The 23,524-nt window shown below is 63.0% G+C and carries 22 protein-coding genes; 7 read left to right on the forward strand and 15 right to left on the reverse strand.

The genetic code is table 11. From position 1 onward, the window contains the following. Positions 1–88 precede the first annotated feature (88 nt). The 3 genes from ACLRDN_RS22555 to ACLRDN_RS22565 all read left to right on the forward strand — a co-directional run bounded on the left by ACLRDN_RS22555 (position 89) and on the right by ACLRDN_RS22565 (position 1,989). A complete protein-coding gene (locus tag ACLRDN_RS22555; RefSeq protein ID WP_413458084.1) occupies positions 89–493 on the forward strand; it encodes a nuclear transport factor 2 family protein in 405 nt (134 codons plus the stop codon). Between the two features lie 5 nt (positions 494–498). Beyond that, positions 499–1,218 carry a carboxymuconolactone decarboxylase family protein gene (locus tag ACLRDN_RS22560; protein ID WP_413458085.1) on the forward strand — a complete coding sequence of 240 codons (720 nt, stop codon included), beginning with the start codon at positions 499–501 and terminating at the stop codon, positions 1,216–1,218. Between the two features lie 63 nt (positions 1,219–1,281). Next, the gene (locus tag ACLRDN_RS22565; protein ID WP_413458086.1) at positions 1,282–1,989 is read left to right on the forward strand and encodes an SDR family NAD(P)-dependent oxidoreductase; all 708 of its coding nucleotides are present in this window, start codon (positions 1,282–1,284) and stop codon (positions 1,987–1,989) included. A 59-nt stretch (positions 1,990–2,048) separates the two neighbouring features. Here ACLRDN_RS22565 and ACLRDN_RS22570 read toward each other — a convergent pair whose 3' ends face one another. The 3 genes from ACLRDN_RS22570 to ACLRDN_RS22580 form a co-directional block, all read right to left on the reverse strand. Next, positions 2,049–2,984, reverse strand: coding sequence for a LysR substrate-binding domain-containing protein (locus ACLRDN_RS22570; protein ID WP_413458087.1), 936 nt, complete (start codon positions 2,982–2,984; stop codon positions 2,049–2,051). Positions 2,985–3,091: 107 nt separating this feature from the next. Continuing rightward, positions 3,092–4,183 (reverse strand): alpha/beta fold hydrolase, encoded by a 1,092-nt coding sequence (locus ACLRDN_RS22575; protein WP_413458088.1) that lies wholly within the window; start codon positions 4,181–4,183, stop codon positions 3,092–3,094. An 85-nt stretch (positions 4,184–4,268) separates the two neighbouring features. After that, positions 4,269–4,739, reverse strand: coding sequence for an Lrp/AsnC family transcriptional regulator (locus ACLRDN_RS22580; protein ID WP_413458089.1), 471 nt, complete (start codon positions 4,737–4,739; stop codon positions 4,269–4,271). Positions 4,740–4,845: 106 nt separating this feature from the next. On the opposite strand from ACLRDN_RS22580, the gene ACLRDN_RS22585 reads away from it, so the two are divergent. Beyond that, positions 4,846–5,757 carry a DMT family transporter gene (locus ACLRDN_RS22585; protein ID WP_413458090.1) on the forward strand — a complete coding sequence of 304 codons (912 nt, stop codon included), beginning with the start codon at positions 4,846–4,848 and terminating at the stop codon, positions 5,755–5,757. A 29-nt stretch (positions 5,758–5,786) separates the two neighbouring features. Here ACLRDN_RS22585 and ACLRDN_RS22590 read toward each other — a convergent pair whose 3' ends face one another. Continuing rightward, entirely contained in the window at positions 5,787–6,071 is a 285-nt protein-coding gene (locus ACLRDN_RS22590; protein ID WP_034336458.1) for a WGR domain-containing protein, read from the reverse strand. A 133-nt stretch (positions 6,072–6,204) separates the two neighbouring features. Further along, positions 6,205–9,948, reverse strand: a complete 3,744-nt coding sequence (gene metH / locus ACLRDN_RS22595) for a methionine synthase (RefSeq protein ID WP_413458091.1) — start codon at positions 9,946–9,948, stop codon at positions 6,205–6,207. Positions 9,949–10,146: 198 nt separating this feature from the next. Between metH and ACLRDN_RS22600 the strand changes: the two genes are divergently transcribed. Then, positions 10,147–10,746 carry a 5'-methylthioadenosine nucleosidase gene (locus tag ACLRDN_RS22600; protein WP_413458092.1) on the forward strand — a complete coding sequence of 200 codons (600 nt, stop codon included), beginning with the start codon at positions 10,147–10,149 and terminating at the stop codon, positions 10,744–10,746. Positions 10,747–10,832: 86 nt separating this feature from the next. On the opposite strand, the gene fmt is transcribed toward ACLRDN_RS22600, so the two are convergent. From fmt to hemE, 7 genes are all read right to left on the reverse strand, one after another. After that, positions 10,833–11,786 carry a methionyl-tRNA formyltransferase gene (gene fmt / locus ACLRDN_RS22605; protein ID WP_413458093.1) on the reverse strand — a complete coding sequence of 318 codons (954 nt, stop codon included), beginning with the start codon at positions 11,784–11,786 and terminating at the stop codon, positions 10,833–10,835. Positions 11,787–11,819: 33 nt separating this feature from the next. Continuing rightward, positions 11,820–12,626: an SDR family oxidoreductase gene (locus ACLRDN_RS22610; protein WP_413458094.1), complete on the reverse strand. Its 807-nt coding sequence runs from the start codon at positions 12,624–12,626 to the stop codon at positions 11,820–11,822. A 100-nt stretch (positions 12,627–12,726) separates the two neighbouring features. Then, positions 12,727–13,434, reverse strand: a complete 708-nt coding sequence (locus tag ACLRDN_RS22615) for a thiol:disulfide interchange protein DsbA/DsbL (RefSeq protein ID WP_121040732.1) — start codon at positions 13,432–13,434, stop codon at positions 12,727–12,729. Positions 13,435–13,541: 107 nt separating this feature from the next. Then, on the reverse strand, positions 13,542–14,201 hold the full coding sequence (locus tag ACLRDN_RS22620) for an SPOR domain-containing protein (protein ID WP_413458095.1): 660 nt from the start codon (positions 14,199–14,201) through the stop codon (positions 13,542–13,544). Between the two features lie 21 nt (positions 14,202–14,222). Then, positions 14,223–15,956 (reverse strand): arginine--tRNA ligase, encoded by a 1,734-nt coding sequence (gene argS, locus ACLRDN_RS22625; RefSeq protein WP_413458096.1) that lies wholly within the window; start codon positions 15,954–15,956, stop codon positions 14,223–14,225. Positions 15,957–16,242: 286 nt separating this feature from the next. After that, positions 16,243–18,426, reverse strand: coding sequence for a primosomal protein N' (locus ACLRDN_RS22630; protein ID WP_413458097.1), 2,184 nt, complete (start codon positions 18,424–18,426; stop codon positions 16,243–16,245). Between the two features lie 717 nt (positions 18,427–19,143). Beyond that, a complete protein-coding gene (gene hemE, locus ACLRDN_RS22635) occupies positions 19,144–20,241 on the reverse strand; it encodes a uroporphyrinogen decarboxylase (protein ID WP_413458098.1) in 1,098 nt (365 codons plus the stop codon). Here hemE and ACLRDN_RS22640 point away from each other — a divergent pair. Together ACLRDN_RS22640 and ACLRDN_RS22645 are read left to right on the forward strand one after the other, a co-directional pair. Further along, positions 20,222–20,410 carry a hypothetical protein gene (locus tag ACLRDN_RS22640; protein ID WP_151201150.1) on the forward strand — a complete coding sequence of 63 codons (189 nt, stop codon included), beginning with the start codon at positions 20,222–20,224 and terminating at the stop codon, positions 20,408–20,410. The genes hemE and ACLRDN_RS22640 overlap by 20 nt on opposite strands. A 65-nt stretch (positions 20,411–20,475) precedes the next feature. Further along, complete coding sequence (locus ACLRDN_RS22645) at positions 20,476–21,273, forward strand: transporter substrate-binding domain-containing protein (RefSeq protein WP_413458099.1); 798 nt, start codon at positions 20,476–20,478, stop codon at positions 21,271–21,273. Between the two features lie 32 nt (positions 21,274–21,305). Here the strand turns inward: ACLRDN_RS22645 and ACLRDN_RS22650 are convergent, their stop codons facing one another. The 3 genes from ACLRDN_RS22650 to ACLRDN_RS22660 form a co-directional block, all read right to left on the reverse strand. Next, positions 21,306–22,118 carry a polyphosphate kinase 2 family protein gene (locus ACLRDN_RS22650; RefSeq protein WP_413458100.1) on the reverse strand — a complete coding sequence of 271 codons (813 nt, stop codon included), beginning with the start codon at positions 22,116–22,118 and terminating at the stop codon, positions 21,306–21,308. 52 nt (positions 22,119–22,170) lie between these two features. Next, a complete protein-coding gene (locus tag ACLRDN_RS22655; protein WP_413458101.1) occupies positions 22,171–22,638 on the reverse strand; it encodes a CoA-binding protein in 468 nt (155 codons plus the stop codon). A gap of 377 nt (positions 22,639–23,015) precedes the next feature. Beyond that, a complete protein-coding gene (locus tag ACLRDN_RS22660; RefSeq protein ID WP_008332978.1) occupies positions 23,016–23,438 on the reverse strand; it encodes a F0F1 ATP synthase subunit epsilon in 423 nt (140 codons plus the stop codon). Positions 23,439–23,524: the final 86 nt, after the last annotated feature.

Here is a 23,524-nt window from a genome sequence, read left to right on the forward strand (position 1 = left end):
GGCGCGTGGCCCGATATCACACCATGGCGCTGCCGGAGCGTTTTCATCGCCACCGACATGCCCCGTTTTTCAAAAAGGAATCCGTCAAATGAACACCGCACACGTCACCGATTATTTCAAGGCCTTGGCCAACAAGGATGCGCAGGGAATCATTGCGCACCTGTCCGACGACATCGTCCTGCACGGACCGATCTTCCCCGAACCCACGCTGGGCAAGCAAGCCGTGGTACAGATCCTGAGCGGCTTCCTGGCGACCATCGACACGCTTGAAGTCAACCTGAGCTTCGCCTCGGAGCGCGATGTCGCCGTGTTCTTCATCTTCACGTGCAAGGGAATCACCGTCAAGGGCAACGAGCATCTCCACCTCGATGAGAATGGCCTCATCGATCATATCGAGGTGGCGTGGCGTCCGCTGCCCGATGCGGTCCTGATCCAGGAGATCTTCGCCGCCAAGCTGGGCTTCCCAGCGATGCGCCTGGTCCCGGCAGTCTGACCATCATGGATCACGCAAGCTTGCTGTCGAACGCAGCTGCGCTGCCCGGCGCACAGGATGTCTCGCCTTCGTTCGAACGATATACGAATGAGGTCCTGCTGGGCGATCTGTGGAAGCGTCCGCATCTCTCGGTACGTGACCGCAGCGTCATCACCCTCGCGGTCCTGATCGCGCGCAACCAGAGCGCAGACATGCCGTTCTACCTCAACGTTGCGCTCGATCACGGTGTGACCCCTGGTGAAATCTCGGCCATGGTGGTGCATCTGGCCTTCTATTCCGGCTGGGCCAATGCGATGGCGGCAGTCGATGTGGTGCGCGCGGTCTTCCATCGGCGCGGCATGGTTGCAACGCCGTTTGCGTCCATCGATGCCGGACCGCATCCGGTCGATGAACAGCTCGAACAGCGGCGCCATGCTGCGGCCATGCACAAGTTCGGACAGGTTGCGCCCGGCCTGGTGCAGCTCACCAGCGAAGTCCTGTTTCAGGATGTATGGCGCAGCCCGGAGCTCTCGCTGCGCGACCGTTGCCTCATTACCATCTGCTCGGTCATTGCCACCGCCCAGACAGCGCAGCTGGCCTTCTATGTCAATCGAGCGCTGGATCACTGCGTGAGCCGGGCGGAGCTGTCGGAGCTGCTCACGCACATTGCATTCTATTCAGGCTGGTCAAGTGCCTATACAGCGCTGGCAGTCGTAAAGGATGTGTTTGAAAGCCGGCCTGACTGACGGCGCGCACCAGCATCGCGCCACTGGCCGGTCGTATTCCATTCATTCCCAGAAAGGCAGATCATGAACACAACACAAAAGGTCGCCATCGTGACCGGCGCATCGCAAGGCATCGGCGCTGAAATCGTCAAGGCCTATCGCAAGCTCGGCTATCGCGTGCTGGCCACCTCGCGCTCGATCAAGCCGTCCGATGACGCTGGCGTCATGACGGTGGCCGGCGACATCGGCGAGCGCGCCACCGCACAGCGCGTGGTTGCCGAAGCCCTCGCCCGCTTCGGCCGTGTCGATACGCTGGTCAACAACGCCGGCATCTACATCGGCAAGCCCTTTATCGAAAACACCGTGGACGACTACAACGCCATCATGAACGTCAACATGGCCGGTTTCTTCCACATCACCCAGCTGGCCCTGGCCGAAATCGAGAAGCAGGACGGCGGCCATGTCGTTACCGTCACCGGCAGCATCGACAACGGCATCAAAGGCGCTTACTCAGGATTGGCTGCACTGACCAAAGGCGGACTCAATGCGGCCACGCGGGCCCTGGCGATCGAGTATGCAGAAAAGCGCATTCGCTTCAATGCGGTGGCACCGGGAGCCACCAGCACGCCGATGCAGGCGGGGAAAGATCACGCCATGCTGGGGCGCTTCCATCCGCTGGGCCGCATCGGTGAAGCGAGCGAAGTGGCCGACGCCATTGTGTTTCTGGAGGAGGCAGGTTTCATCACCGGCGAAGTCGTGCACGTGGACGGTGGCCGGCACGCAGGGCGCTGACGCCCTGGTCGGCAAGGTGGTGCAGAGATCAAGAAACCTGCGATAGTTGCAAAGCCGAACTAAGCAGCGGGAAACATGCGGTCCCAATAGGGCGGCGATCCGATTGCATCGACGAGGAAGGCGGAGACCTCGCGAACCTTTTGCGAGCGCAGCCGATTTTCCGGCGAGAGAATCTGGATGTAGTGCGGGTCGGCATAGGCCGATATCTCCCAATCCTGAAGCAGCGCCACCAGCCGTCCTTCGGTGAAACTGGCCGGCGAATAAAGCCATGTCGGCATCAGCACGATGCCACGTCCGGCCAGTGCAGCGTTGATGAGCACTTCGGAATTATTGCTGCGTAACGGGCCGCCCACGACCAGCGGTTCGAATGCTTCGTTGGAAGCGCGCCTGAAGTGCCATCGCTGCGGTTCCCGCAGGCCTTTGTAGAGCAAGCAATTGTGCTGCAGGAGATCCTCCGGCGTTTGCGGCGTGCCGCGCTCCTGCAGATACTGCGGACTTGCGGCCAGCACGTAGTGCAGGGAACAAACGGTCTTGCCGATCAAGCCGGAGTCGACCAGGCCGCCCACGCGGATGGTCACGTCGGCGCCCTCCAGCACCGGATCGATGAAGGTATTGGTCAGCGTCAGTTCGACCAGCAGATCCGGATACTTGTCTTGCAACTGGTTGACGAGGTGAGAGATATGCAGTCGGCCCAGCGAATCGGGCGCGTTGATCTTGAGCAGCCCGCGGATGCCCTTGTTCGTATCCTCGAACTGGTCCGATGCAGCATCCAGGAGTTCTACCGCCGGCCGTACGTTGGCATAGTAACGCTGCCCCTGCTCGGTAAGACGCACGGCGCGCGTGCTGCGGTAGAAAAGCTGTTGGCCGAGTTCCGTCTCCAGTGAGGAAATGGCACGCGATACCGACGAGGCCGGCACTTCAAAATGACGTGCCGTCGCCAGGAAGCTGCCGGTGGTGGCGACCATCATGAAATAGCGTAAGGTCTGGACGTGCATGCTGGCCCTTGTGGTTGTTTCACGGATATTGACTTCGGTGGGTCATGGGAGCTACTGGCGAGCGCCGCACAAGACACGATACCGGAGTCGCCCTGGTCCGTGAACGATCATCTCAGCGCACTTTGCGCCCGTGCTTTTCTGGCCAGCTCGTCCATGTTCGGATTGTCGTTGGCCATCCCGCTGTAAGTGCCCGCGATGTAGCTGGTAGGCAGCCCCAGCATGCAGTCCTCAACGACCCGGTTGCCGATGCTGTAGGTCTGGTGATGCGCAGGCCCCGAGGCACGCACGATCAACTGGGTGACCGGCAAGCCCGCTTTCAGGGCCGCCTGGACATAGTGTTCCTGTGATCCAAAGCTCACATCGCTATCGTCCCTGTCGCTGGTCACGAACAAGCGAAAGCCCGGCCTGGGATGCACGCGCCCGAGCTGCTCAACCGGATCCCAGATGTCGGCTACGGACTTGCCGGTGTAGTCACTGAACCGTCCTGCGGCAGCCACCCGGTATTTGACAGCGGTCACCCCTGACGAGGACACGGCGCACAAAACGTCCTGGCGCTCGGCGATCAAGGCAGCCACCAGGCCACCGCCGCCTGACTGGCCGACCAGGCCAAAGTCTTCGATACCATATTGCGCCTTGATCTTGTCCAGGGCGGCGTTCATCACCAGGGTCTCGTATCGGGTGCGCCTCAGATTCTGGTTGCCGCTGCTGCCGTCGGTCCCCGGGCGTGCCAGTATCAGGTAGGGAGTACCTCCTCGCCGTTGTTCCTGGTCGGCCCTTTCCATGCGCTTGCGCGGAGTGCCTGCCTGATAGGTGGGACTGACGCCCTTGGTGGAAAGCACATCTCCCGCCATGAAGACAATGGCGCTACGTACCGCCCCGGTGCGGAAATCCTTGGAGGGGAAATAGCGAATGCATTCCTGAAAGCCGGGCCCGGTGACCCATACTGCGTCACTGGTTCGCGCGCATTGTTCGGCCGTGGAGCTGGCGCCTGACAGTGCTTCCGACTCGGAAAAGTGTTCATCCGGACCGTAGTTCCTGACGGTGGATGCGCAACCGCAAAGCAGCGCGGCGATGATGGCGATGGTGCTTCTTGTCATTGGCGCTCTCTTCAATGTTTTCAGGTTCATCGACTGGAGATCACCGCCTTGGCCCTCACGCTTCGGACGAACAAGAAAGAGAAGTGCAAAGAGCGCCCCCATGGATTCCCCATCGTTATTTTTGGGCAGATTCTAAGGGGATTCGCCATTCATTTGCTGACGACTTGCTGACAAAGAGAAAAGACGCTCAGTGAGGACCAGGCAATGGAAGGGCCGTCGTCAGTTTGGTTTCTTCCAGCGAAATGCTGGTCTCGGTTTCGCCAACGCTGTCGATGATGATCAGCCTGTCCCGGATGAACTTGCGGCAAGCGTCGACACTTTCAACGCGCAGCATCAGCAGGTAGTCGTAATTTCCCGTGACCAGATGGCAGGTCATGATCTCCGACATGTTCCTGATCGCCGCCTCGAAAGCATCCACCGCCTTCTTGCTTTGGGTGCGCAATCGCACGTGAATGAAGGCGGTCAGCCCGAGACCGATTTTAGGACCATCGACCAGGGCCACGTATCGCTTGATGATCCCGTCCTCTTCCATCTGCTTGACCCGACGCGCGCAGGGCGTCGGCGAGAGCCCGACGCGCTCGGACAATTCCTGGATGGTCAGGTGCGCATTCTCTTGCAACGCCCGCAGGATCTGTATGTTGAATTTATCCAGAGTCATGTGCCTCCCAAAAGCCACTATAAGGTTGGTGTTTTTCACTACATCCGACATCTTGCAGCAATGATTTTAGCCAAATTCACTCCTTCGGTGAGCGTATTCTGCACGCATGACTACCTTACTTCTTTTCGTCAATGCCCTGCTCGTCGGGCTCGGCTCCTCCATGGTCCTGTCGCAGAATGCGGAAGTCCTCCCCATCGTCGGGGTCGGCCATCGCATGCTGGGTGCAGGAGTGATTTTGCTGTTGATCGCCTGGGGAAGCGGGAAACGCCTGCATCTTGAGCGCCGCCATGTGGCATGGGTGGCAGTACAGGGCATCGCCATGTTCGGCCTGGCCTACGTGGCCTTTTACAATGCGGTTCTGCACATCCCCAGCGGCCTGGTGGCCTTGGTACTGTCGATTTCGCCGATGATCACGGCACTTCTCTCTCGCCTCTTGACGGGAGACGTACCAACGACCACCGACAAGGTCGGCATGGGCTTCGGCGTACTGGGCATCTTCATTGTCTTCGGCGGCGGGATGGGACCGCTGATCGTTGACCCGTCCTTCCGGCACGAACTGATGCTCGGTCTGGCCTGGGCCCTGATGGCGGCATTCTCGACGGCAGCGGGAACGGCCATCGGCGCGCGCAATCGGGTCAATGGAATCTGGGGTATCGCCACCGTTGGCTGGGGGCTCATGTTCAGCGGCGCGACCTGCCTGGTGGTCGCTTCGATGGAAGGTGCGACGATCGTGTCGGCGTACTCGGCGTCTTATTTGGGAGGACTGGCTTACCTGGTCCTGGCCGGCTCGGTGGCCGCTTTCCTGCTCTACTTCGAACTGATCAAACGCACAGGCCCTGCCAGGGCATCATTTTCTTTCGTTCTTGTCCCGGTGGTGGCGATCTTCATGTCGGTCATCAGGGAGGGCGTGGCCGTGACGCTGCCATTGATCGCAGGGACCAGCATCGCGTTGCTGGGCAATATCGTCGTGTTGGCTCAGTCATCCAAAGGGATGCAAGCAATTGCGCCATCGAAATGATCGCGGGTGAGAGCGGAAGGCGGGCAGCCTTAGCCCACGTGATAAAGATGCACCGGCCGAAACCCCAGTCGCTCCTTGTGCCGCGCAATCTTCTGCAGCATCCGCAAACCCTCCTCATGCCCGGCCACCACCACCCGGCGCACCGCGCTGCGGCCTTCGATGCCGTCCCAGGCCTGGGTGAGCACCCAGTCGCCCAGCAGATCCTGCACCAGGTCCACCGTGAAGATGGCGCGCGTCTTGCCGTCGGTGAAGTGCAGGCGCGTGGCCACGGTCACGGGCAGTGCATGGGTGACGTGGTCAGCGGAATCGATCATGGCAAAAGCAGGGCTACGGAACGGCGGGCGTGGATGATAGCAGGAAGGCGACGGAATACAAGAACCAGCGGCAAAAGTCCGGAAATGAAACTAACCGCCCGGCACCGGGCCGGACGGCGATCCCGTCAATTATTTACAGGTTCGGCGCCAGCCAGCGCTCCACTTCTTCCTTGGACACATGGCGGCGCTCTGCCATATCCACGACCTGGTCTTCGCCGATCTTGCCGACCACGAAGTACTTCGACTGCGGATGCGCGAAGTAGAAGCCCGACACCGAGGCACCGGGGAACATGGCGTAAGACTCGGTCAACTGCATGCCGATTTCGTCGCACTGCATGACGCGGAAAGCCTCAGCCTTCACCGTGTGCTCCGGGCAAGCCGGATAGCCGGGGGCGGGACGGATGCCGAGATATTTTTCCTTGATGAGATCGGTGCTGCTCAGGTTCTCATCGGCCGCATAGCCCCACAGGTCCTTGCGCACGCGCTCATGCAGGTATTCGGCAAAGGCTTCGGCCAGGCGGTCGGCCAGGGCCTTGAGCATGATCGAGGAGTAATCGTCGTGGGCATCCTCGAAGCGCTTTTCGTATTTCTCGATCCCCAGGCCGGCGGTCACGGCAAACATGCCGATGTAATCCTGCACGCCCGATGCCTTGGGCGCGATGAAGTCCGACAGGCACTGGTTGGGACGCGCCACGCCATCGACCACCGGCTTCTCGGTCTGCTGGCGCAAGCCGTAATAGGTGAAGGCGACCTGGCTGCGGCTGTCGTCGGTGTAGATCTCGATGTCGTCATCGTTGACGGTGTTGGCCGGCAAGAGCGAGATGACGCCATTGGCGGTGAGCCAGCGGCCATCGATGATCTTCTTCAGCATCGCCTGGGCTTCCTGGAAGACCTTGGTCGCCGCTTCGCCCACGACTTCATCGGTGAGGATGGCAGGGTAAGGACCGGCCAGGTCCCAGGTCTGGAAGAACGGACCCCAGTCGATGTAGTTGGCCAGCAAACCCAGGTCCACATTCTTGAACAGGCGGCGGCCGATAAACTTGGGCTTGACCGGCGCGAAGTCCAGCTTGGTCTTGTTGGCGCGGGCTGCTGCCAGCGGCAGCATGGGCGCGGCCTTCTTGCTGGCGTGCTGTTCGCGGATGCGTTCGTAGTCGGCGTTGAGGTCGGCGACGTACTGCGTCTTCTGCTCGTCAGCCAGCAGCGACTGCGCCACCGACACGGCGCGCGAAGCGTCCGGCACGTAGACCACCGGGCCTTCGTAGTTGGGGGCGATCTTGACGGCCGTGTGGGCGCGCGAGGTCGTGGCGCCGCCGATCATCAGCGGCATCTTGAGACCCGCGAAATACGGGTCGCGCTGCATTTCCTTGGCGACATACGCCATCTCTTCCAGCGACGGGGTGATGAGGCCGGAGAGGCCGATGATGTCGGCCTTCTCTTCCTTGGCCTTGGCCAGGATCTCGGCGCAGGGCACCATCACGCCCATGTTGACCACTTCGAAGTTGTTGCACTGGAGGACGACGGTGACGATGTTCTTGCCGATGTCGTGCACGTCGCCCTTGACGGTGGCAATGACGATCTTGCCCTTGGGCTTGGCGACTTCACCGGTGGCGATTTCGAGCTGGCGCTTCTCTTCCTCGATGAAGGGGATCAGGTGCGCCACGGCCTGCTTCATCACGCGCGCCGACTTGACCACCTGCGGCAGGAACATCTTGCCCTGGCCGAACAGGTCACCGACCACGTTCATGCCATCCATCAGGGGACCTTCGATCACGTGGATGGGACGGCCGCCATCGGCGGCAACCTGCTGGCGCACCTCTTCGGTGTCTTCCACGATCCACTGCGTGATGCCGTGCACCAGCGCATGCGAGAGGCGCTTGGCCACCGGCAGGCTGCGCCATTCCAGGGTGGCTTCTTCCTTCTTGTCGCCGGCCTTGAGCGTGGCGGCGTATTCGATCATGCGCTCGGTGGCGTCTTCACGGCGGTTCAGGACCACGTCTTCCACGCGCTCGCGCAGCTCGGCCGGCAGGTCGTCATAGACGCCGATCATGCCGGCATTGACGATGCCCATGGTCATGCCGGCCTTGATGGCGTGATACAGGAAAACGGTGTGAATCGCTTCGCGCGCCGGGTCGTTGCCGCGGAAGCTGAAGGACACGTTGGAGACACCGCCGCTGATCTTGGCGTAGGGCAGGTTCTGGTGGATCCAGCGGGTGGCTTCGATGAAGTCGACCGCGTAGTTGTTGTGTTCCTCGATGCCGGTTGCGACCGCAAAGATGTTGGGGTCGAAGATGATGTCTTCGGGCGGGAAGTCCAGCTTGTCCACCAGCAGGCGATAGGCGCGTTCGCAGATCTCGATCTTGCGGGCGAAGGTATCGGCCTGGCCCACTTCGTCGAAGGCCATGACGATGACGGCCGCGCCATAGCGGCGGCACAGCTTGGCTTCGCGCAGGAATTTCTCTTCGCCTTCCTTCATCGAGATGGAGTTGACGATGGACTTGCCCTGCACGCACTTCAGGCCCGCTTCGATGACTTCCCACTTGGAGGAGTCGATCATGATGGGCACGCGTGCGATGTCGGGCTCGGAGGCGATCAGGTTGAGGAAGCGCGTCATGGCGGCGACCGAATCGAGCATCGCCTCATCCATGTTGATGTCGATGATCTGCGCGCCGTTCTCGACCTGCTGGCGGGCCACCGCCAGGGCTTCGTCGTATTGTTCGTTCAGGATCAGGCGGGCGAAGGCCTTGGAACCGGTGACGTTGGTGCGCTCGCCGACGTTCACGTAGAGCGACTGGTCATTGATGGTGAAGGGCTCCAGGCCCGACAGGCGCATCTCGTGCGTGGGCTCGGGCAGCTTGCGCGGGGCGATGGTAGCCACCGTCTCGGCAATGGCCTTGATGTGCGGCGGCGTGGTGCCGCAGCAGCCACCGGCGACGTTGACGAAACCGCTCTCGGCGAATTCCTTCAACAGGGCCGAGGTGACATCCGGGGTTTCATCAAAGCCGGTATCGCTCATCGGATTGGGCAGGCCGGCATTGGGATAGATGCAGACGTAGGTGTCGGCGATCTTGGACAGCTCTTCCGCATAGGGGCGCATCAGTGCCGCACCGAGTGCGCAGTTCAGGCCGACCGTCAGCGGGCGCGCGTGGCGGATGGAGTTCCAGAAGGCCGTCACGGTCTGGCCCGACAGGATGCGTCCGGACGCGTCCGTCACGGTGCCCGAGATCATGATGGGCAGGCGCTTGCCGCTCTCTTCGAAGAAAGTATCAATGGCGAACAAAGCCGCCTTGCAGTTGAGCGTATCGAAGATGGTCTCCACCAGCAGCACGTCGGCGCCGCCTTCGACCAGCGCGCGGGTCTGCTCCAGGTAGGCCGCGACCAGTTGATCGAAGCTGACGTTGCGTGCGGCCGGGTCGTTGACGTCCGGCGAGATGGAAGCGGTCTTGGGCGTGGGGCCGAGGGCGCCGGCCACGAAGCGTGGTTTGTCCGGGGTCGAGTACTTGTCGCAGGCCGCACGCGCCAGGCGCGCCGATTCCACGTTCATCTCGTAGACCAGGTGCGCCATGTGGTAGTCGTCCTGGGCCACGCTGGTGGCGCCGAAGGTATTGGTCTCGATCAGGTCGGCACCGGCGGCCAGGTATTGCTCGTGGATTTCCTGGATGATGTGCGGCTGGGTCAGCGAGAGCAGTTCATTGTTGCCCTTGACGAAGAGGTCCTTGCCGGGAACGCTGAAGTCGGCAAAACGCTGGCCGCGATAATCCTCTTCGGTCAGCTTGTAGCGCTGGATCATGGTGCCCATCGCACCGTCGAGGATGAGGATGCGCTGCGACATCAGGTCGCGCAGCAGCAATTCGGTCTGGCACAGTTCGTTCGGCTTCATCTGGCGTTTTTCTCTGGTAACGGTAACAATGCGAAGCCTGCCCCGCGCACAGCCGCGCTGCGGATAAAAAAACCGGCCAGAAAAGGACCGGTTCGACAGGCAAAATGTGAACCCGATTATACGCCAAAGCGCCCTGCGCCCACCTCCCGGCGGGGCTTGCGGGCGGCGCTTCGTGCAAACCATCAACTATTGAACCCCATGCCAGATCACGCACCCATCCTCATCCTGACTGCCCTGGAAAGTGAACTCGATGCCGCCGCCGCCCCGGCGGGCGTACAAGTGGTCTATTGCGGCGTAGGCAAGGTCAACGCCGCCCTGCATGCGACCCAGGCCATCCTGGCCCATCGCCCGCGCGCGCTCATCAATTTCGGCACGGCCGGCAAGATCGATCCGGGGCACGACGGGCTGCTCGAAGTGGCGGCCGTCATCCAGCGCGACATGGCGGCCATGCCGCTGGCACCGCGCGGGGTGACGCCCTTGATGAACCAGGAGCAACAGCCGGCGCGCCTGGAGTCCGGCTATCCGGGCGTACTGTGCGGCACCGGCGACAGCTTCGTGACGGCGGCCGATGACTGGCTGCTGCAACAGAAGGTCGATCTGGTGGATATGGAATTGTTTGCCATCGCCCGCGTGTGCCGGCACTTTGGCTTGCCGTGGCGGGCCTTCAAGTTCATCACCGACGGGGCCGATGACGATGCGGCCGATGACTGGCAGGCACGCGTGCATCTGGGCGAGGAACTGTTCTGGCGGCATCTGCCGCTGGTGCTCAGGCAGTTCGAGGGAGAACAGGCGCGTTGATTCGCGCAGGCATTCAGGCGGGACGGGAGGACTTGGTTCGCGCCTGAACCAAAGTCCTCATGCCTGCCTGAATGGGGTACCGGCGCTCAGGCGAAGCGGCCGCCTTCCAGTGGGAATCCCTTCAGGAATTCTGCCGCCGGCAGGCGCTTGCCGCCCGGCTTCTGCAGTTCCGTCAGCAGCAATGCGCCTTCACCGCAAGCCACCACGATGCCGGCCTGGGCATCGGCCGACAGTACCTGGCCCGGTTCGCCAGGCTGTGCCACCTTGACCGGACGCGCCTGCCACAGCTTGACCACGGTGTCGCCAAAACGGCCCGTTGCGCCAGGGAAGGGATTGAAGGCGCGGATGCGGCGGGCCAGCTGCTCGGCGCTCTGGGTGAAGTCGAGCGCGGCCTCTTCCTTGGCGATCTTGGCGGCGTAATTGGCGCCCTCTTCCGGCTGCGGCGTGGCCGGCAGCGTGCCCTGCTCCAGCCTGGCGATCGCCTCCACGATCATCTTGCCGCCCAGCGCGGCCAGCTTGTCATGCAGGCTGCCGGTGGTGTCGTCCTCGGCGATGGGGACGCTTTCGATGAGCATCATGGGGCCGGTGTCGAGGCCCTCTTCCATCTGCATGATGGTGATGCCGGTCTCGGCGTCACCGGCCTCGATGGCGCGATGGATGGGGGCCGCACCGCGCCAGCGCGGCAGCAGCGAGCCGTGGATGTTGATGCAGCCCAGGCGCGGGATGTCGAGCACGCTGCGCGGCAGGATCAGGCCGTAAGCGGCCACCACCATCACGTCATGCGGGGTCGATTGCAGCAGGGCGTGGGCTTCCTGCGCCACTTCCGGATACTTGCCGTTCAGGCGCAAGGAAACCGGCTGCGCCACGGGCGTGCCGTGCTTGATCGCACATTGCTTCACGGGTGAGGCCTGCAGCTGCATGCCGCGTCCGGCGGGGCGGTCGGGCTGGGTCAGCACCAGCGTGATCTCGTGACCGGCAGCGTACAGCGCTTCGAGCGCGACGGCGGCGAATTCCGGCGTGCCGGCAAAAATGATCTTCATGAAAAACTCCAGGGGCGGCCGCAGCCGCCAGATTTACAGATTGCGTTTCTTGTGGGGCGCGCGGGCGAAGGCCATATCGTACAGCCAGTTCGGCAGCAGCCGCAGCAGCTTGGCCACCACCCCCATCTGCCACGGGATGACGCGATAGCTCACGCCCTCGGCAATGCTCTCGACGGCGCGCTCGGCAAAGCGCTCCACGGGCATCAGGAAGGGCATGGGATAGGTATTGACGCGGGTCATCGGGGTATCGATGTAGCCCGGTGCGATGGTCACGACCTTGATGCCGGAGGAGCGCAGCTCCACCCGCAACGATTCGCAATAGCTGATGACGGCCGACTTGGAAGCGCTGTAGGCCCCCGCCCCCGGCAGGCCGCGAATGCCGGCCACGCTGCCGATGCCGACCAGGCGGCAGCGATGGCGCTGCGCGGGCGGCGCGGCCTTCATGCGCGCCACGAAGGGCGTGAAGGTGGCAAAGGTGGCCGTGACGTTGACGGCCAGGATGCGTTCGAAGGCCAGCAGGTCTTCCTGGTATTCGGTCAGCGTGCCTTGCGAGATGCCGGCGTTGGCGATGACTACGTCAGCCCCGCCGAATTCAGCAAGGAAGGCCTCGGCGGCAGCCGCCAGGGCCGCGTGGTCGGTCACGTCAAGGGCATAGACGCGATGCCGTTCCGGATGCGGCAGGCTGGCGCGCAGGGCTTCCAGTTCGGTGGTGCGGCGCGCGACCAGCCCGAGGATGGCACCACGGCGGGCGTAGGTTTGCGCCAGGGCCATGCCGATACCGCTGGAGGCGCCGGTCAGGAACACGCGTTCCTGGGCTGCAACGACGAGAGGGTTGGCCATGCCTGCTCCTGAGGTGAGATGAAGGTTTAGGTAATTTCTGCTGCCCAAATGACAACGGTCCGCGGCCTTGCGGACGCGGACCGTGTGGACCTTGTGAAACTTATTTCTTTTTGGCGGGAGTGCTGCCAGCGGCCTTTTCGGCAGCGACCTTGGCCACCAGGTGATCCATCACCTGCAGGGCGGCGGCTTGCTGCATCGATTCCGGCTGGTTGGCCAGGGCCACGCCGACCACGGCCGGCGAGGTCACGTAACGGCCATCGATGGCGATCATGGGCACGCCGTCGACCTTGTAGGCTTCCTGCAGCTGCGCCGCGCGGCGGGCCTTGGTCTGCACGCCGAAGGAATTGTACAAGTCGAGGAATTTCTGCTTGTCCAGGCCGATCTTTTCGATGTAGGCCAGGATGGTCTTGTCGGTGTTGATGCGCTGGTTTTCCACGTGGATGGCCTGGAAGATCTTGGGGGTCAGCTCATCGGCCTTGCCCATGGCTTCCAGCGTGTAGTAGAGCTTCTGCTGCGGCACGAAGCTGTCACGGAAGGCCACCGGCACCTTCTTGAAGCTGATCTTGTCGCCCTGCTTCTTGACCCACGCCGTCAGCGACGGATCCCAGGCCGCGCAGTGCGGGCAGTCGAACCAGAAGAATTCGGTGACTTCGACCTTGTTGCCGGAGTCGGTCGGCTGGGCCTGCTCCAGCACACGGTAGTCGCTGCCCACTTGCGGATTGGCCGGCGAGGCCGAAGCGCCAACGCTGGCGGTGAAAGCCAGTACGCCGAAACTGACCGCAGCCAGCAGCTTTTGATGGAAACGCATGGTATTACCCTCTCTGATGGATAGTCGGTGGGAACGGCCGCTGGCCGTTCCGGGCCCGTCGTGCCGGTCGGTTATCCCCTGCCGCCGGCATCCACGGTGCGATCTGCTTATTTGGGGATGCGCACGATGGCGGCATCGACCCCGTTATCGGACAGCTTGCTGCGCGTACGGTTCATCGACTCCGCATGCTCGAAGGGGCCGATGCGCACGCGGTAGAGCACGCCACTGTCTGCCGTGCGTTCGGTGACCCTGGCCTCGAAGCCCAGCAGGGCCAGCTTGGCGCGGGCACTTTCGGCATCAGCCTGGTCGCGGAAGGCACCGGTCTGCAGGAAGTAGGTCCACTTGTCGTCGTTGGTGTCGTTCTTGGCGGCCGGGGTCGCAGGCGTAGTGGCCGAGGGCTTGGCGTCAGCCGTCCTGGTCTCCGGCTTGGACGGTGCCGGGGTGGGCTGCGGCGTCGGAGCCACTGGCGGCACCGGTTGCGCAGCCGCCGTATTGGGTGGCACCGGCGTCTGCGACTGCTGCTGGTCGCGCGCTGCTTCGCGGGCGATGTCGCGGTTGCCGTAGAGCGGTCGGTTGGGATCGGCCGCCTGGGCCGGCGTCGGGTCGGCGCGCTCGGGGCGCGTCACCTTGTTGACGAAGGGGATGGGCGACTTGGTGATCATCAGTGCCACACCCACGGCGATCCCAAGGCCAACGATCAAACCCAGGATCAGGCCGAGCAGCGTGCCGCCGGCCTGCTTGTGATATTTCGCGTTCAACGGTTTCACGTTTCTCTTTAGCTGCTTGTTTTACATTCTGGCCGGAGCCGATACGCCCAACAATGCCAGGCCGTTGCGCAGCACCTGGCGGGTGGCCGACAACAGCGCCAGGCGTGCAGACCTGGTTGGGACATCGTCGACCAGCACGCGTTCCGCATTGTAGTAGCTATGCAGTTCGCCTGCCAGATCGCGCAGGTAGAAGGCGACCTGGTGCGGGCCCAGCTCCTGCAGGGCATGGGCCAGCATGTCCGGATACTCGGCCAGCTTGGCCAAGAGCGACGCTTCGCGCGGGGCGGTCAGCAGCGACAGGTCAGCCGTGCTCTTGAGCGCTTCTTCATCCACGCCCGACTTGCCCAGCACGGTGCAGATGCGGGCGTGGGCGTACTGGACGTAGTAGACCGGGTTTTCATCGGACTGCGCCAGGGCCAGGTCGACGTCGAAGACGAACTCGGTATCGGCCTTGCGCGAGATCAGGAAGAAGCGCACCGCATCGCGCCCGCGCGTGAGATCACGTTCCTGGCCCTCGACCGCTTCGCCGGCCGACCATTCGATCAGGTCGCGCAGGGTGACATAGGAACCGGCGCGCTTGGAGATCTTGACCTCTTCGCCATTGCGCATGACGGTGACCATCTTGTGCAGCACGTAGTCGGGATAGCCCTGCGGGATGCCCACGCCGGCGGCCTGCAGGCCGGCGCGCACGCGGGCGATGGTGCCGTGGTGGTCGCTGCCCTGGATGTTGATGACCTTGCCGTAGCCGCGTTGCCACTTGTTGATGTGATAGGCCACGTCCGGCACGAAGTAGGTGTAGGTGCCGTCGGTCTTCTTCATGACGCGATCCTTGTCGTCGCCATAGTCGGTGGTGCGCAGCCAGAGCGCGCCATCCTGCTCGTAGGTCTTGCCGGCGGCAATGAGCGCCTCCACGGCGGCGGCCACCTTGCCGTCGGCGTAGAGCGAGGACTCCAGGTAGTAATTGTCGAACTTCACGCCGAAGGCCTGCAGGTCCAGGTCCTGCTCGTGGCGCAGGTAGGCCACGGCGAAGCGGCGGATCGATTCCATGTCTTCCACATCGCCGCTGCCGGTGACGGGTTCGCCATCGCTGGCCGAGACGGTCTTCTTGTCGAGGAAGTCGCGGGCGATGTCGGCGATGTAGTCGCCGTTGTAGGCCGACTCGGGCCACTCGGCATCACCCGGCTTGAAGCCGCGCGCACGCGCCTGCACCGAGGTGGCCAGCGTGGCGATCTGCACGCCGGCATCGTTGTAGTAGAACTCGCGCAGCACGTCATAGCCCTGGGCTTCCAGCAGCGAGGACAGCGCATCACCCAGCGCGCCCTGGCGGCCATGACCCACGTGCAGCGGACCGGTGGGGTTGGCCGAGACGAACTCGACCAGCACCTTCTTGCCGGCGCCCAGGCTGCCACGGCCGAAGGCCTCGCCCTGTTCGTGGATCACCTTGACCACCGCCTGCTTGGCGGCAGCCGCCACGCGCAGGTTGATGAAGCCGGGGCCGGCGATCTCGACCGACTCCACCAGGCCTTCGCGCGCCGGGTCGGCCATGACGGCGGCCACGATGGCTTGCGCCAGTTCGCGCGGATTCTTCTTGAGCGGCTTGGCCAGCTGCATGGCGATGTTGCAGGCAATATCGCCGTGCGAGGCATCGCGCGGACGCTCCAGGGTGATGGTCGGGGTCAGGCCGCTATCAGCCAGCAGCGGCTGCAAGGCGGACGAGAACAGGTCGGAGATGCGTTGTTTCTGTTGTGCGAGCATGGGAATGAGGGGTAAAGCGGAAGCGGCCGAGGCGCTGGTCTGGCAGGCTGCGCCGCGCGGAGGGATCGCTTGCAATTGGTTGAGCAGCCGAGATTATACCGGCTAGGCGCACCATGTTGGCTGCCCGAGCAAGCAGCTTGCACACGGGCAAGCTCTCTGTTCCATAAAGATGGCGCAATCACAACAAAGCGTGCGGCCGCGCTTGGACGCGCTTCGGTCAATTTTGCAACAAACTTCACCCGGCATGTCACGATGCGCCGGGGGCCCGCCTGCCGCCGGGCTGCCTTCATATATCGACCGGATCGACCTCAAGCGACCAGCGCACCCGTGTCTTCAGTTGCCGCAACTCGGCCAGCCAGTGCTTGAGGAAGCCTTGCAGCGCCGGGCGTGATGGACATTCGATGAGCAACTGCGCCCGCTCGACGTTGGCCACCCGCATCATGGTCATGGGGATCGGTTCGTTGATGGTGATGGCGGGGGCGTCCAACAGGGCGGCGGCCTCCTTCAGGAAAGCCATGGCCGTCTCCAGCTCACGCGCCTCGGCGCGCAGCAGGGCCTGGTACATGAAGGGCGGGAAATGGGCCTGGCGGCGCTCGTCCAGCAGGTCGCCGGCAAAGCCGTCGTAGTCGTGGCGCATCACGGCCTGGTACAGCGGGTGATGCGGATAGCGGGTCTGGATGAGCACCTCGCCCGAGCTGCCATCGGCGGACAGCCCGGCCCGTCCGGCGCGGCCGGCCACCTGCATCAACTGGGCAAAGAGCCGTTCGCTGGCGCGGTAGTCGTGCGAGAACAGCGCCGTATCGGGATTGAGCACGCCCACCAGCGTGAGCTTTTTGAAATCGTGTCCCTTGGCCACCATCTGGGTGCCGACCAGGATATCCACCTCGCCCCGGTGCACGCTGTCGAAGGCGCTCTGGGCCGAGCCCTTCAGGCGGGTCGAATCGGCATCGATGCGCAACACGCGCGCGCCGGGGAAAATCGCCCCCAATCCCTCCTCCACCCGCTGGGTACCCCGCCCCAGCGGCTGCAGGTCGACGTTGCCGCAGGTCGGGCAGGCGCGCGGGATGGCCAGTTCCAGGCTGCAATGGTGGCAGCGCAGGCGGCGCTCGGGCCGGTGCACCACCATGAAGGCATCGCAGCGCATGCAGTTGCTGATCCAGCCGCAGGCATCGCAGGCCAGTACCGGCGCATAGCCGCGGCGGTTCAGGAACAGCAGAGACTGTTCGCCCTGCTCCAGGCGCTTGCGCACGGCGGCGATCAGGCCGGCGGTGAGGCCATCGACGGGCTTGTCGCGCTCCATGTCGATCACCTTGACGGTGGGCAGCACCGCCTGCTGGGCTGCGCGCTGGCGCAGCTCCAGGCGGCGATAACGGCCGGCCTGGGCGTGATGCCAAGTTTCCAGCGAGGGCGTGGCCGAGCCCAGCACCACGGCAATGCCGAGCTGGTGCGCGCGCCACACCGCCAGGTCGCGCGCGGAATAGCGCAGGCCTTCCTGCTGCTTGTAGGAGGGATCGTGTTCCTCGTCGATGACGATGAGCTTCAACGACGGCAGCGACGACAGGATCGCCAGCCGCGTGCCCAGCACGATGTGGGCCTGGCCCAGGTGCGCGGCCAGCCAGTTGCGGGCGCGCTCGCCCTCGGCCAGTCCGCTGTGCAGCGCCACCACGTTCAGGTGCGGGAAGCGCGCGCGGATGTTGCCTTCCAGTTGCGGGGTCAGGTTGATTTCGGGCACCAGCACCAGGATCTGCGCGGGGGCCGGCGCGGGCTGGCCAGGGTCGGCCGTGCCGGTGGGCGCTTCCTTGTTGCCCTGTGCCGCCTCATCAGCCGCACGGCGCAGGATGGCGGCGGCGGCTTGCAGGTAGACCTCGGTCTTGCCGCTGCCGGTGACGCCGTACAGCAGCAACGGCGCGAATCCCGTGGCACCGGCGATGGCGTCCACGGCCTGCTGCTGGGCCGGGTTCAGGGGTGGTGCCTCACCCAGCTCGAGCGGATCGGGAGCAGCCTGCAGGCCGGGTTCTGCTGCTTCGGCGGTGATCGCTTCAGCCTCGGCGCGGGTCTTGCGGCGCGCCTTGGTCTTCTTGGGCGCGACCAGACGGCCCAGGGCCTTGAGCGCCTTGTCCAGCGCCACGGTGGTCAGGGCGCGCAGGTTCTTGGGCAGCCCCGGCAGCATCACCTCGCCCAGCGGGCGCTGGTAGTAGTCGGCCGCGAAGCCGCACAGCGCCAGCCAGTGCGCCGACATCGGCGGCAACTGGTGGCGCACGGCAATGACGTCCTTGATCTTGTCGGCCTGCAAATCGGTCTGGTCCGCATGGCCGACCACCACCCCTACGGCTTCGCGGCGGCCGAACGGCACCACCACCAGCTGGCCGATGGCCGGCATGGGTTCCTCCGGCGTGGCCGGCTGCCAGCGGTAATCGAAGACGGTATGCAGGGGCGTATCGAGCGCCACCTGGAGCAGGCGTTGTTCCACGAACTTAAAGTCAATCCTGAAAAACCGGGCTAAGCCTCGGTTTCATCGTCATTTTTGGACCTATCCACATACGCTGTGGATAACTTTGGGGACAAGTGCCACTTGACATCGCCCCGTGCAGGCTGGCTGCGGCTTGCGATGCATTGCCCAAATCGAGGGCAAAAAATTAAGTCAATGAAATCAATGACTTGCATCAGAGGCTTGAAGCACGAAAAATATTTTTACATGGACGATTTACGCATGGGCCACTTGCTTCCTGTGTGCATAAGTCTGCACCAAGGGGCAATGGGCTCCGCGTTTGTCAAGTCCTGACCGACAGAATTTTGTCGAGTTTATCTTGCAGCCTGTCAACTCACTGTCCTACAAACTTAAAGTAAACCTTCAAAGATTTCGATAAGCGACGGTTTTGTAAACGCTTTTGGATCTTATACACAGCGTCTGTGGATAACTTTGTGGGCAACTGGCTATTGACAAGCTCGCAACCCACGGCCGGTGCGGTTTCCCACGAAATGGCGCGTGCGCGACCAAAAAATAAAACCAATGAAATCAAAGGCTTGCGCGTGACCGCTGTACGCAAACCTTCATATTCAAATAAATTTGATTCTCAGTCAAAAATTCTGCCTGTATGTGTATAAGTCCTTTGCCAACGGCACGAATGTGCATATGGACTTGGCTAGTCGCACAAATATGAACAGATAACGACAGATATGCGCACGATCAGGCGCGCAGCGAACGGCTGATCTCGTGTACCGCCTGCGCCAGGGTCGCCACCGCTTCCGGCGGCGTGTGCTGGGAGATGCCGTGGCCCAGGTTGAAGACATGTCCGCTGCCGGCACCGGGGCGTCCGAAGGACTCCAGCAGCTTGCGCACTTCGGCGCGGATGGCGTCGTCGCCGGCAAAGAGCACGTTGGGATCGAGGTTGCCCTGCAGCGCTACCTTGTCGCCCACACGGCGGCGGGCTTCGCCCAGGTTGACGGTCCAGTCCAGGCCCACGGCATCGGCGCCGATGGCGGCGATCTGCTCCAGCCACAGGCCACCGCCCTTGGTGAAGACGATCACGGGGATCTGCTGGCCATCCTGCTGGCGCTGCAGCTGGCTGACCACCTGCTGCATGTAGGCCAGCGAGAACTGCTGGTAGATGCCATCGGCCAGCGCGCCACCCCAGGTGTCGAAGATCATCACGGCCTGCGCACCGGCGGCGATCTGCGCGTTCAGGTAGGCGGCCACGGCATCGGCATTGGTCTTGAGGATGTGGTGCATCAGGTCCGGGCGGCGATAGAGCAGGCTCTTGACCAGGCGGAAATCATCCGAGCCGCCGCCTTCGACCATGTAGCAAGCCAGCGTCCAGGGGCTGCCGGAGAAGCCGATCAGGGGCACGCGGCCATCAAGCTCGCGGCGGATCTGGGTGACGGCCTTGAAGACGTAGTCCAGCTTGCCCAGGTCGGGGGCCTGCAGGGCCTGGATGGCCGCCTCGTCGCGCAAGGGGCGTTCGAACTTGGGGCCTTCGCCATCGGCGAAATACAGGCCCAGGCCCATGGCGTCCGGCACGGTGAGGATGTCCGAAAACAGGATGGCGGCGTCCAGCGGGTAGCGTTCCAGCGGCTGCAGCGTGACCTCGGTGGCGTAGTCGGGATTGGTGGCCAGGCCCATGAAGGAACCGGCACGGGCGCGCGTGGCGCGGTATTCCGGCAGGTAGCGGCCGGCCTGGCGCATCAGCCACAGCGGCGTGTAATCGGTGGGCTGGCGCAGCAGCGCACGCAGGAAAGTATCGTTTTTGAGCGGAGCGAAGGTGGACATGGAAGAAGAGGAGGACATGGTCGGCCTGCAATGCGGTCTGACGACAATCCGGCATTATCTCATCCTCCGCGCATGGCTTCCGGCTAATTGTCGCTATCAGCGTGCGCTGATATTGATGCAGGTCGTGGCGCGCGGTTTTGCTATGATCGTGCGGCTGTCTCCAGCCGGTCCCATGCATGTCCAATGAACAAGAAGCGGACCGAATCCGGCGTCACCGTCCCTGTCCATCATCACCATCCACGAGGAGCTTCCATGAAGTCCATCATCCGCACCGCCCTGCTCGCAGGCCTGGCCTCCCTGTCGCTTTGCCTGACGCTGTCGGCAGCCCGCGCCGACGACGCCGTCCCTGCCTCACGCCTGGACCAGGTCATCAAGGCCGGCAAGCTGCGCATCTGCATGACCGGCGACTACAAGCCCTTCACCTACTATCGTCCCGACCAGACCTTCGAAGGCGTGGACGTAGAGCTCGGCCAGGCGCTGGCCAAGTCGCTGGGCGTGGAGGCGCAGTTCGTCAAGACCACCTGGAGCACCCTGATGAATGACTTCATCGCCCAGTGCGACGTGGCCATGGGCGGCGTCTCGATCACCCTCGATCGCGCCCGCCGGGCGGCCTTTTCCGAGGCGGTCATGGTGGACGGAAAAGCGCCCATCATCCGCTGTGCCGACAAGGACAAGTTCCGCAACTTCGACATGATCGACCAGCCCGGCACGCGCGCCATCGTCAACCCGGGCGGCACCAACGAGCGCTTTGCCAAGGCCCGCTACAAGAATGCGACCCTGCTCCAGCATCCGGACAACGTCACCATCTTCCAGCAGATCATCGATGGCAAGGCCGACGTCATGGTCACCGATGCCAGCGAGACCCTGTGGCAATCCAAGCTGCATCCGGAACTGTGCCCGGTGCAGCCTGACCAGCCGCTGCAGTTCGCCGAGAAGGCTTACCTGCTGCCGCGCGGCGATGTCGCCTTCAAGGCCTATGTCGATACCTGGCTGCACCTGGCCAAGGCCACCGGCGAATACCAGCGCATCTTCGACAAGTGGCTGAAGTGATCAAGTAAGCGCCGGTTGACTCGTGCCCGGCCTCAGTCGAACTTGAGATCCTTGAGTTCGGGCTTGGGGTCGGGGAAGCGCAGCTTGAGCTTCTGCAGCGTCTCCAGCACCACATTGGCCACCAGCAGGTTGCGATGGGTCTTGGAGTCGGCCGGCACCACATACCAGGGCGCATGCAGGGCGCTGGTCTGGCGCAGCACCTCCTGGTAGCGCTGCTGGTAGGCATCCCAGAACTTGCGCTCGGCCAGGTCTTGCGGATCGAATTTCCAGTGCTTGTTGGGATCATCGATGCGTGATTGCAGGCGTGATTTCTGCTCGGCCCTGGAAATGTGCAGGAAGAATTTCAACACCACCGTTCCGGTTTCCCACAGCATGCGTTCGAAGTCGTTGATCTGGCGATAGCGGCGCTTGCACTCCTTGTCGTCGATCCAGTCGTGCACGCGGGTGATGAGCACATCCTCGTAATGGCTGCGGTTGAAGACGGCAATCTCCCCCGCCACCGGTACCTGCGCATGCACGCGCCAGAGGTAGTCGTGCGCCAGTTCGATGGCCGTCGGCCCTTTGAAGTTGGCGATGCGGATGCCCTGCGGATTGACGGCCGCAAAGACATCATTGACGGTGCCATCCTTGCCGCTGGTATCCATGCCCTGCAGGATCACCAGCACCTTGTGCTTGTGGCCGGCGTAGAGCATCTGCTGCTGCAGGCCGATCTCGGCTGCCAGGCGCTGTACGGTGGCGCGGTCGGTTTCCTTGTCGCCGCTGGAGAGCGGCTTGGTGGAGGCTTCACTTTCCTTGAGGACGAACTTGGGATGGACGATGAATTGCGGGCCGATTTTCTTTGCCATGCTGTCTCGCTGTTTTCGTTATCAATCATTTCCGGTTGGCACCGGTGAGGTCTTACAAGACGCCGTGGGATTGGCCCATGGCGTGTTCGATCTTGATGCACTTGTCCATGACCACCTTCAGCCCGGCCGCTCGCGCACGCGCCGCCGCTTCTTCGTGAACGATGTCGAGCTGCATCCAGACGCATTCGGCACCGATGGCAATGGCCTCCTCCACCACCGGAGGGATGTCGGCCGACTTGCGGAAGCAATCGACGATGGAGATGCGCAAGCCGTCCCTGGCCAAGGCCGCGTTGGCGTCCTGCAGGCTGGCGTGGCAGTGTTCTCCGAGGATGGTCTGGCCCGCGTACATGGGGTTGACGGCCACGATGCGATAGCCCGCTGACTGCATGTAGGCGGCCACGTCGAAACTGGCGCGCTCGGGGCGATTGGAGAGACCGACCACGGCGATGATGGGCTTGCCGTGCTGGCGCGGGCTGGCCGTGGAAGGGGATGCGGAAGATGCGGGTACAGCTGGCGACATGAGGGCTCCTGTCCGGCTGGATTGAAAGGGGCGAATGGTATAAATGATTTGGATGGACGCAAATGGTTCTGTCCTTCACCATCCGGGCACTTTACCCGAGGATGGCAATGCCCGCAGTGTCATTGGACGCGGCATTGGGGAAGGTTTGATGCAGATTGTTCCTAAGTGCACGAAACCGGCAGGCTTGGTCAGCTCAGCAATGACTGTGAGCTCGTGAGGAGGGGACAAAGGAAAGCGGAAAGCAGGTCTGAGCGTACCGAGCGCGCATGAAAAAAGGCAGCCGAAGCTGCCTTTTCACGTACTGCATTACTACGGTGATGCTGTGCTGCCATGCTACCGGACCAGGCGTGCTTCGCAAGGAAGAACGCCGCTGCCGATCAGCGCTTCTGACGCAACTTCTGGATCGCGGCCAGCTGTGCCACTGCGGCGGCCAGTTCGGCCTGGGCTGCGGCGTGGTCGATCTTGGAGTCACGGTTCACCAGCGCTTCCTCGGCCAGACGCTTGGCTTCGGCGGCCTTGGCTTCGTCCAGGTCGGCACCACGGATGGCGGTGTCGGCCAGCACGGTCACGGCGTCGGGCTGCACTTCCAGCAGACCGCCGGCCACGAACACGAATTCCTCGTGTGCCTGGCCCGCGACCTTGATACGGACAGCACCTGGCTTGATGCGCGTGATCAGCGGGGTGTGACGGGGATAGATACCCAGTTCACCCGCTTCGCCCGGCAACGCGACGAATTCTGCCTCGCCGGAGAAGATTTCTTCTTCCGCCGAGACCACGTCCACGTGAATAGTATGTGCCATGTCGTTTCCTAGTCGATGGACCGCTCCTGCGAACAGGAGCGGCGCCAATGAATCAATGTGTACTTACCTGCCGACGCCGGAGGGCT

This window comes from Herbaspirillum huttiense (genome assembly GCF_047300815.1).
Taxonomy (GTDB): domain Bacteria; phylum Pseudomonadota; class Gammaproteobacteria; order Burkholderiales; family Burkholderiaceae_D; genus Herbaspirillum; species Herbaspirillum huttiense_A.

Bases quoted from the DNA above. Each gene is read 5' to 3' on its own strand.
- ACLRDN_RS22555 (WP_413458084.1), top strand. From the start codon at position 89: ATGAACACCGCACACGTCACCGATTATTTCAAGGCCTTGGCCAACAAG.
- ACLRDN_RS22560 (WP_413458085.1), top strand. From the start codon at position 499: ATGGATCACGCAAGCTTGCTGTCGAACGCAGCTGCGCTGCCCGGCGCA.
- ACLRDN_RS22565 (WP_413458086.1), top strand. From the start codon at position 1,282: ATGAACACAACACAAAAGGTCGCCATCGTGACCGGCGCATCGCAAGGC.
- ACLRDN_RS22570 (WP_413458087.1), bottom strand. From the start codon at position 2,984: ATGCACGTCCAGACCTTACGCTATTTCATGATGGTCGCCACCACCGGC.
- ACLRDN_RS22575 (WP_413458088.1), bottom strand. From the start codon at position 4,183: ATGGGGGCGCTCTTTGCACTTCTCTTTCTTGTTCGTCCGAAGCGTGAG.
- ACLRDN_RS22580 (WP_413458089.1), bottom strand. From the start codon at position 4,739: ATGACTCTGGATAAATTCAACATACAGATCCTGCGGGCGTTGCAAGAG.
- ACLRDN_RS22585 (WP_413458090.1), top strand. From the start codon at position 4,846: ATGACTACCTTACTTCTTTTCGTCAATGCCCTGCTCGTCGGGCTCGGC.
- ACLRDN_RS22590 (WP_034336458.1), bottom strand. From the start codon at position 6,071: ATGATCGATTCCGCTGACCACGTCACCCATGCACTGCCCGTGACCGTG.
- metH (WP_413458091.1), bottom strand. From the start codon at position 9,948: ATGAAGCCGAACGAACTGTGCCAGACCGAATTGCTGCTGCGCGACCTG.
- ACLRDN_RS22600 (WP_413458092.1), top strand. From the start codon at position 10,147: ATGCCAGATCACGCACCCATCCTCATCCTGACTGCCCTGGAAAGTGAA.
- fmt (WP_413458093.1), bottom strand. From the start codon at position 11,786: ATGAAGATCATTTTTGCCGGCACGCCGGAATTCGCCGCCGTCGCGCTC.
- ACLRDN_RS22610 (WP_413458094.1), bottom strand. From the start codon at position 12,626: ATGGCCAACCCTCTCGTCGTTGCAGCCCAGGAACGCGTGTTCCTGACC.
- ACLRDN_RS22615 (WP_121040732.1), bottom strand. From the start codon at position 13,434: ATGCGTTTCCATCAAAAGCTGCTGGCTGCGGTCAGTTTCGGCGTACTG.
- argS (WP_413458096.1), bottom strand. From the start codon at position 15,956: ATGCTCGCACAACAGAAACAACGCATCTCCGACCTGTTCTCGTCCGCC.
- ACLRDN_RS22640 (WP_151201150.1), top strand. From the start codon at position 20,222: ATGGAAGAAGAGGAGGACATGGTCGGCCTGCAATGCGGTCTGACGACA.
- hemE (WP_413458098.1), bottom strand. From the start codon at position 20,241: ATGTCCTCCTCTTCTTCCATGTCCACCTTCGCTCCGCTCAAAAACGAT.
- ACLRDN_RS22645 (WP_413458099.1), top strand. From the start codon at position 20,476: ATGAAGTCCATCATCCGCACCGCCCTGCTCGCAGGCCTGGCCTCCCTG.
- ACLRDN_RS22650 (WP_413458100.1), bottom strand. From the start codon at position 22,118: ATGGCAAAGAAAATCGGCCCGCAATTCATCGTCCATCCCAAGTTCGTC.
- ACLRDN_RS22655 (WP_413458101.1), bottom strand. From the start codon at position 22,638: ATGTCGCCAGCTGTACCCGCATCTTCCGCATCCCCTTCCACGGCCAGC.
- ACLRDN_RS22660 (WP_008332978.1), bottom strand. From the start codon at position 23,438: ATGGCACATACTATTCACGTGGACGTGGTCTCGGCGGAAGAAGAAATC.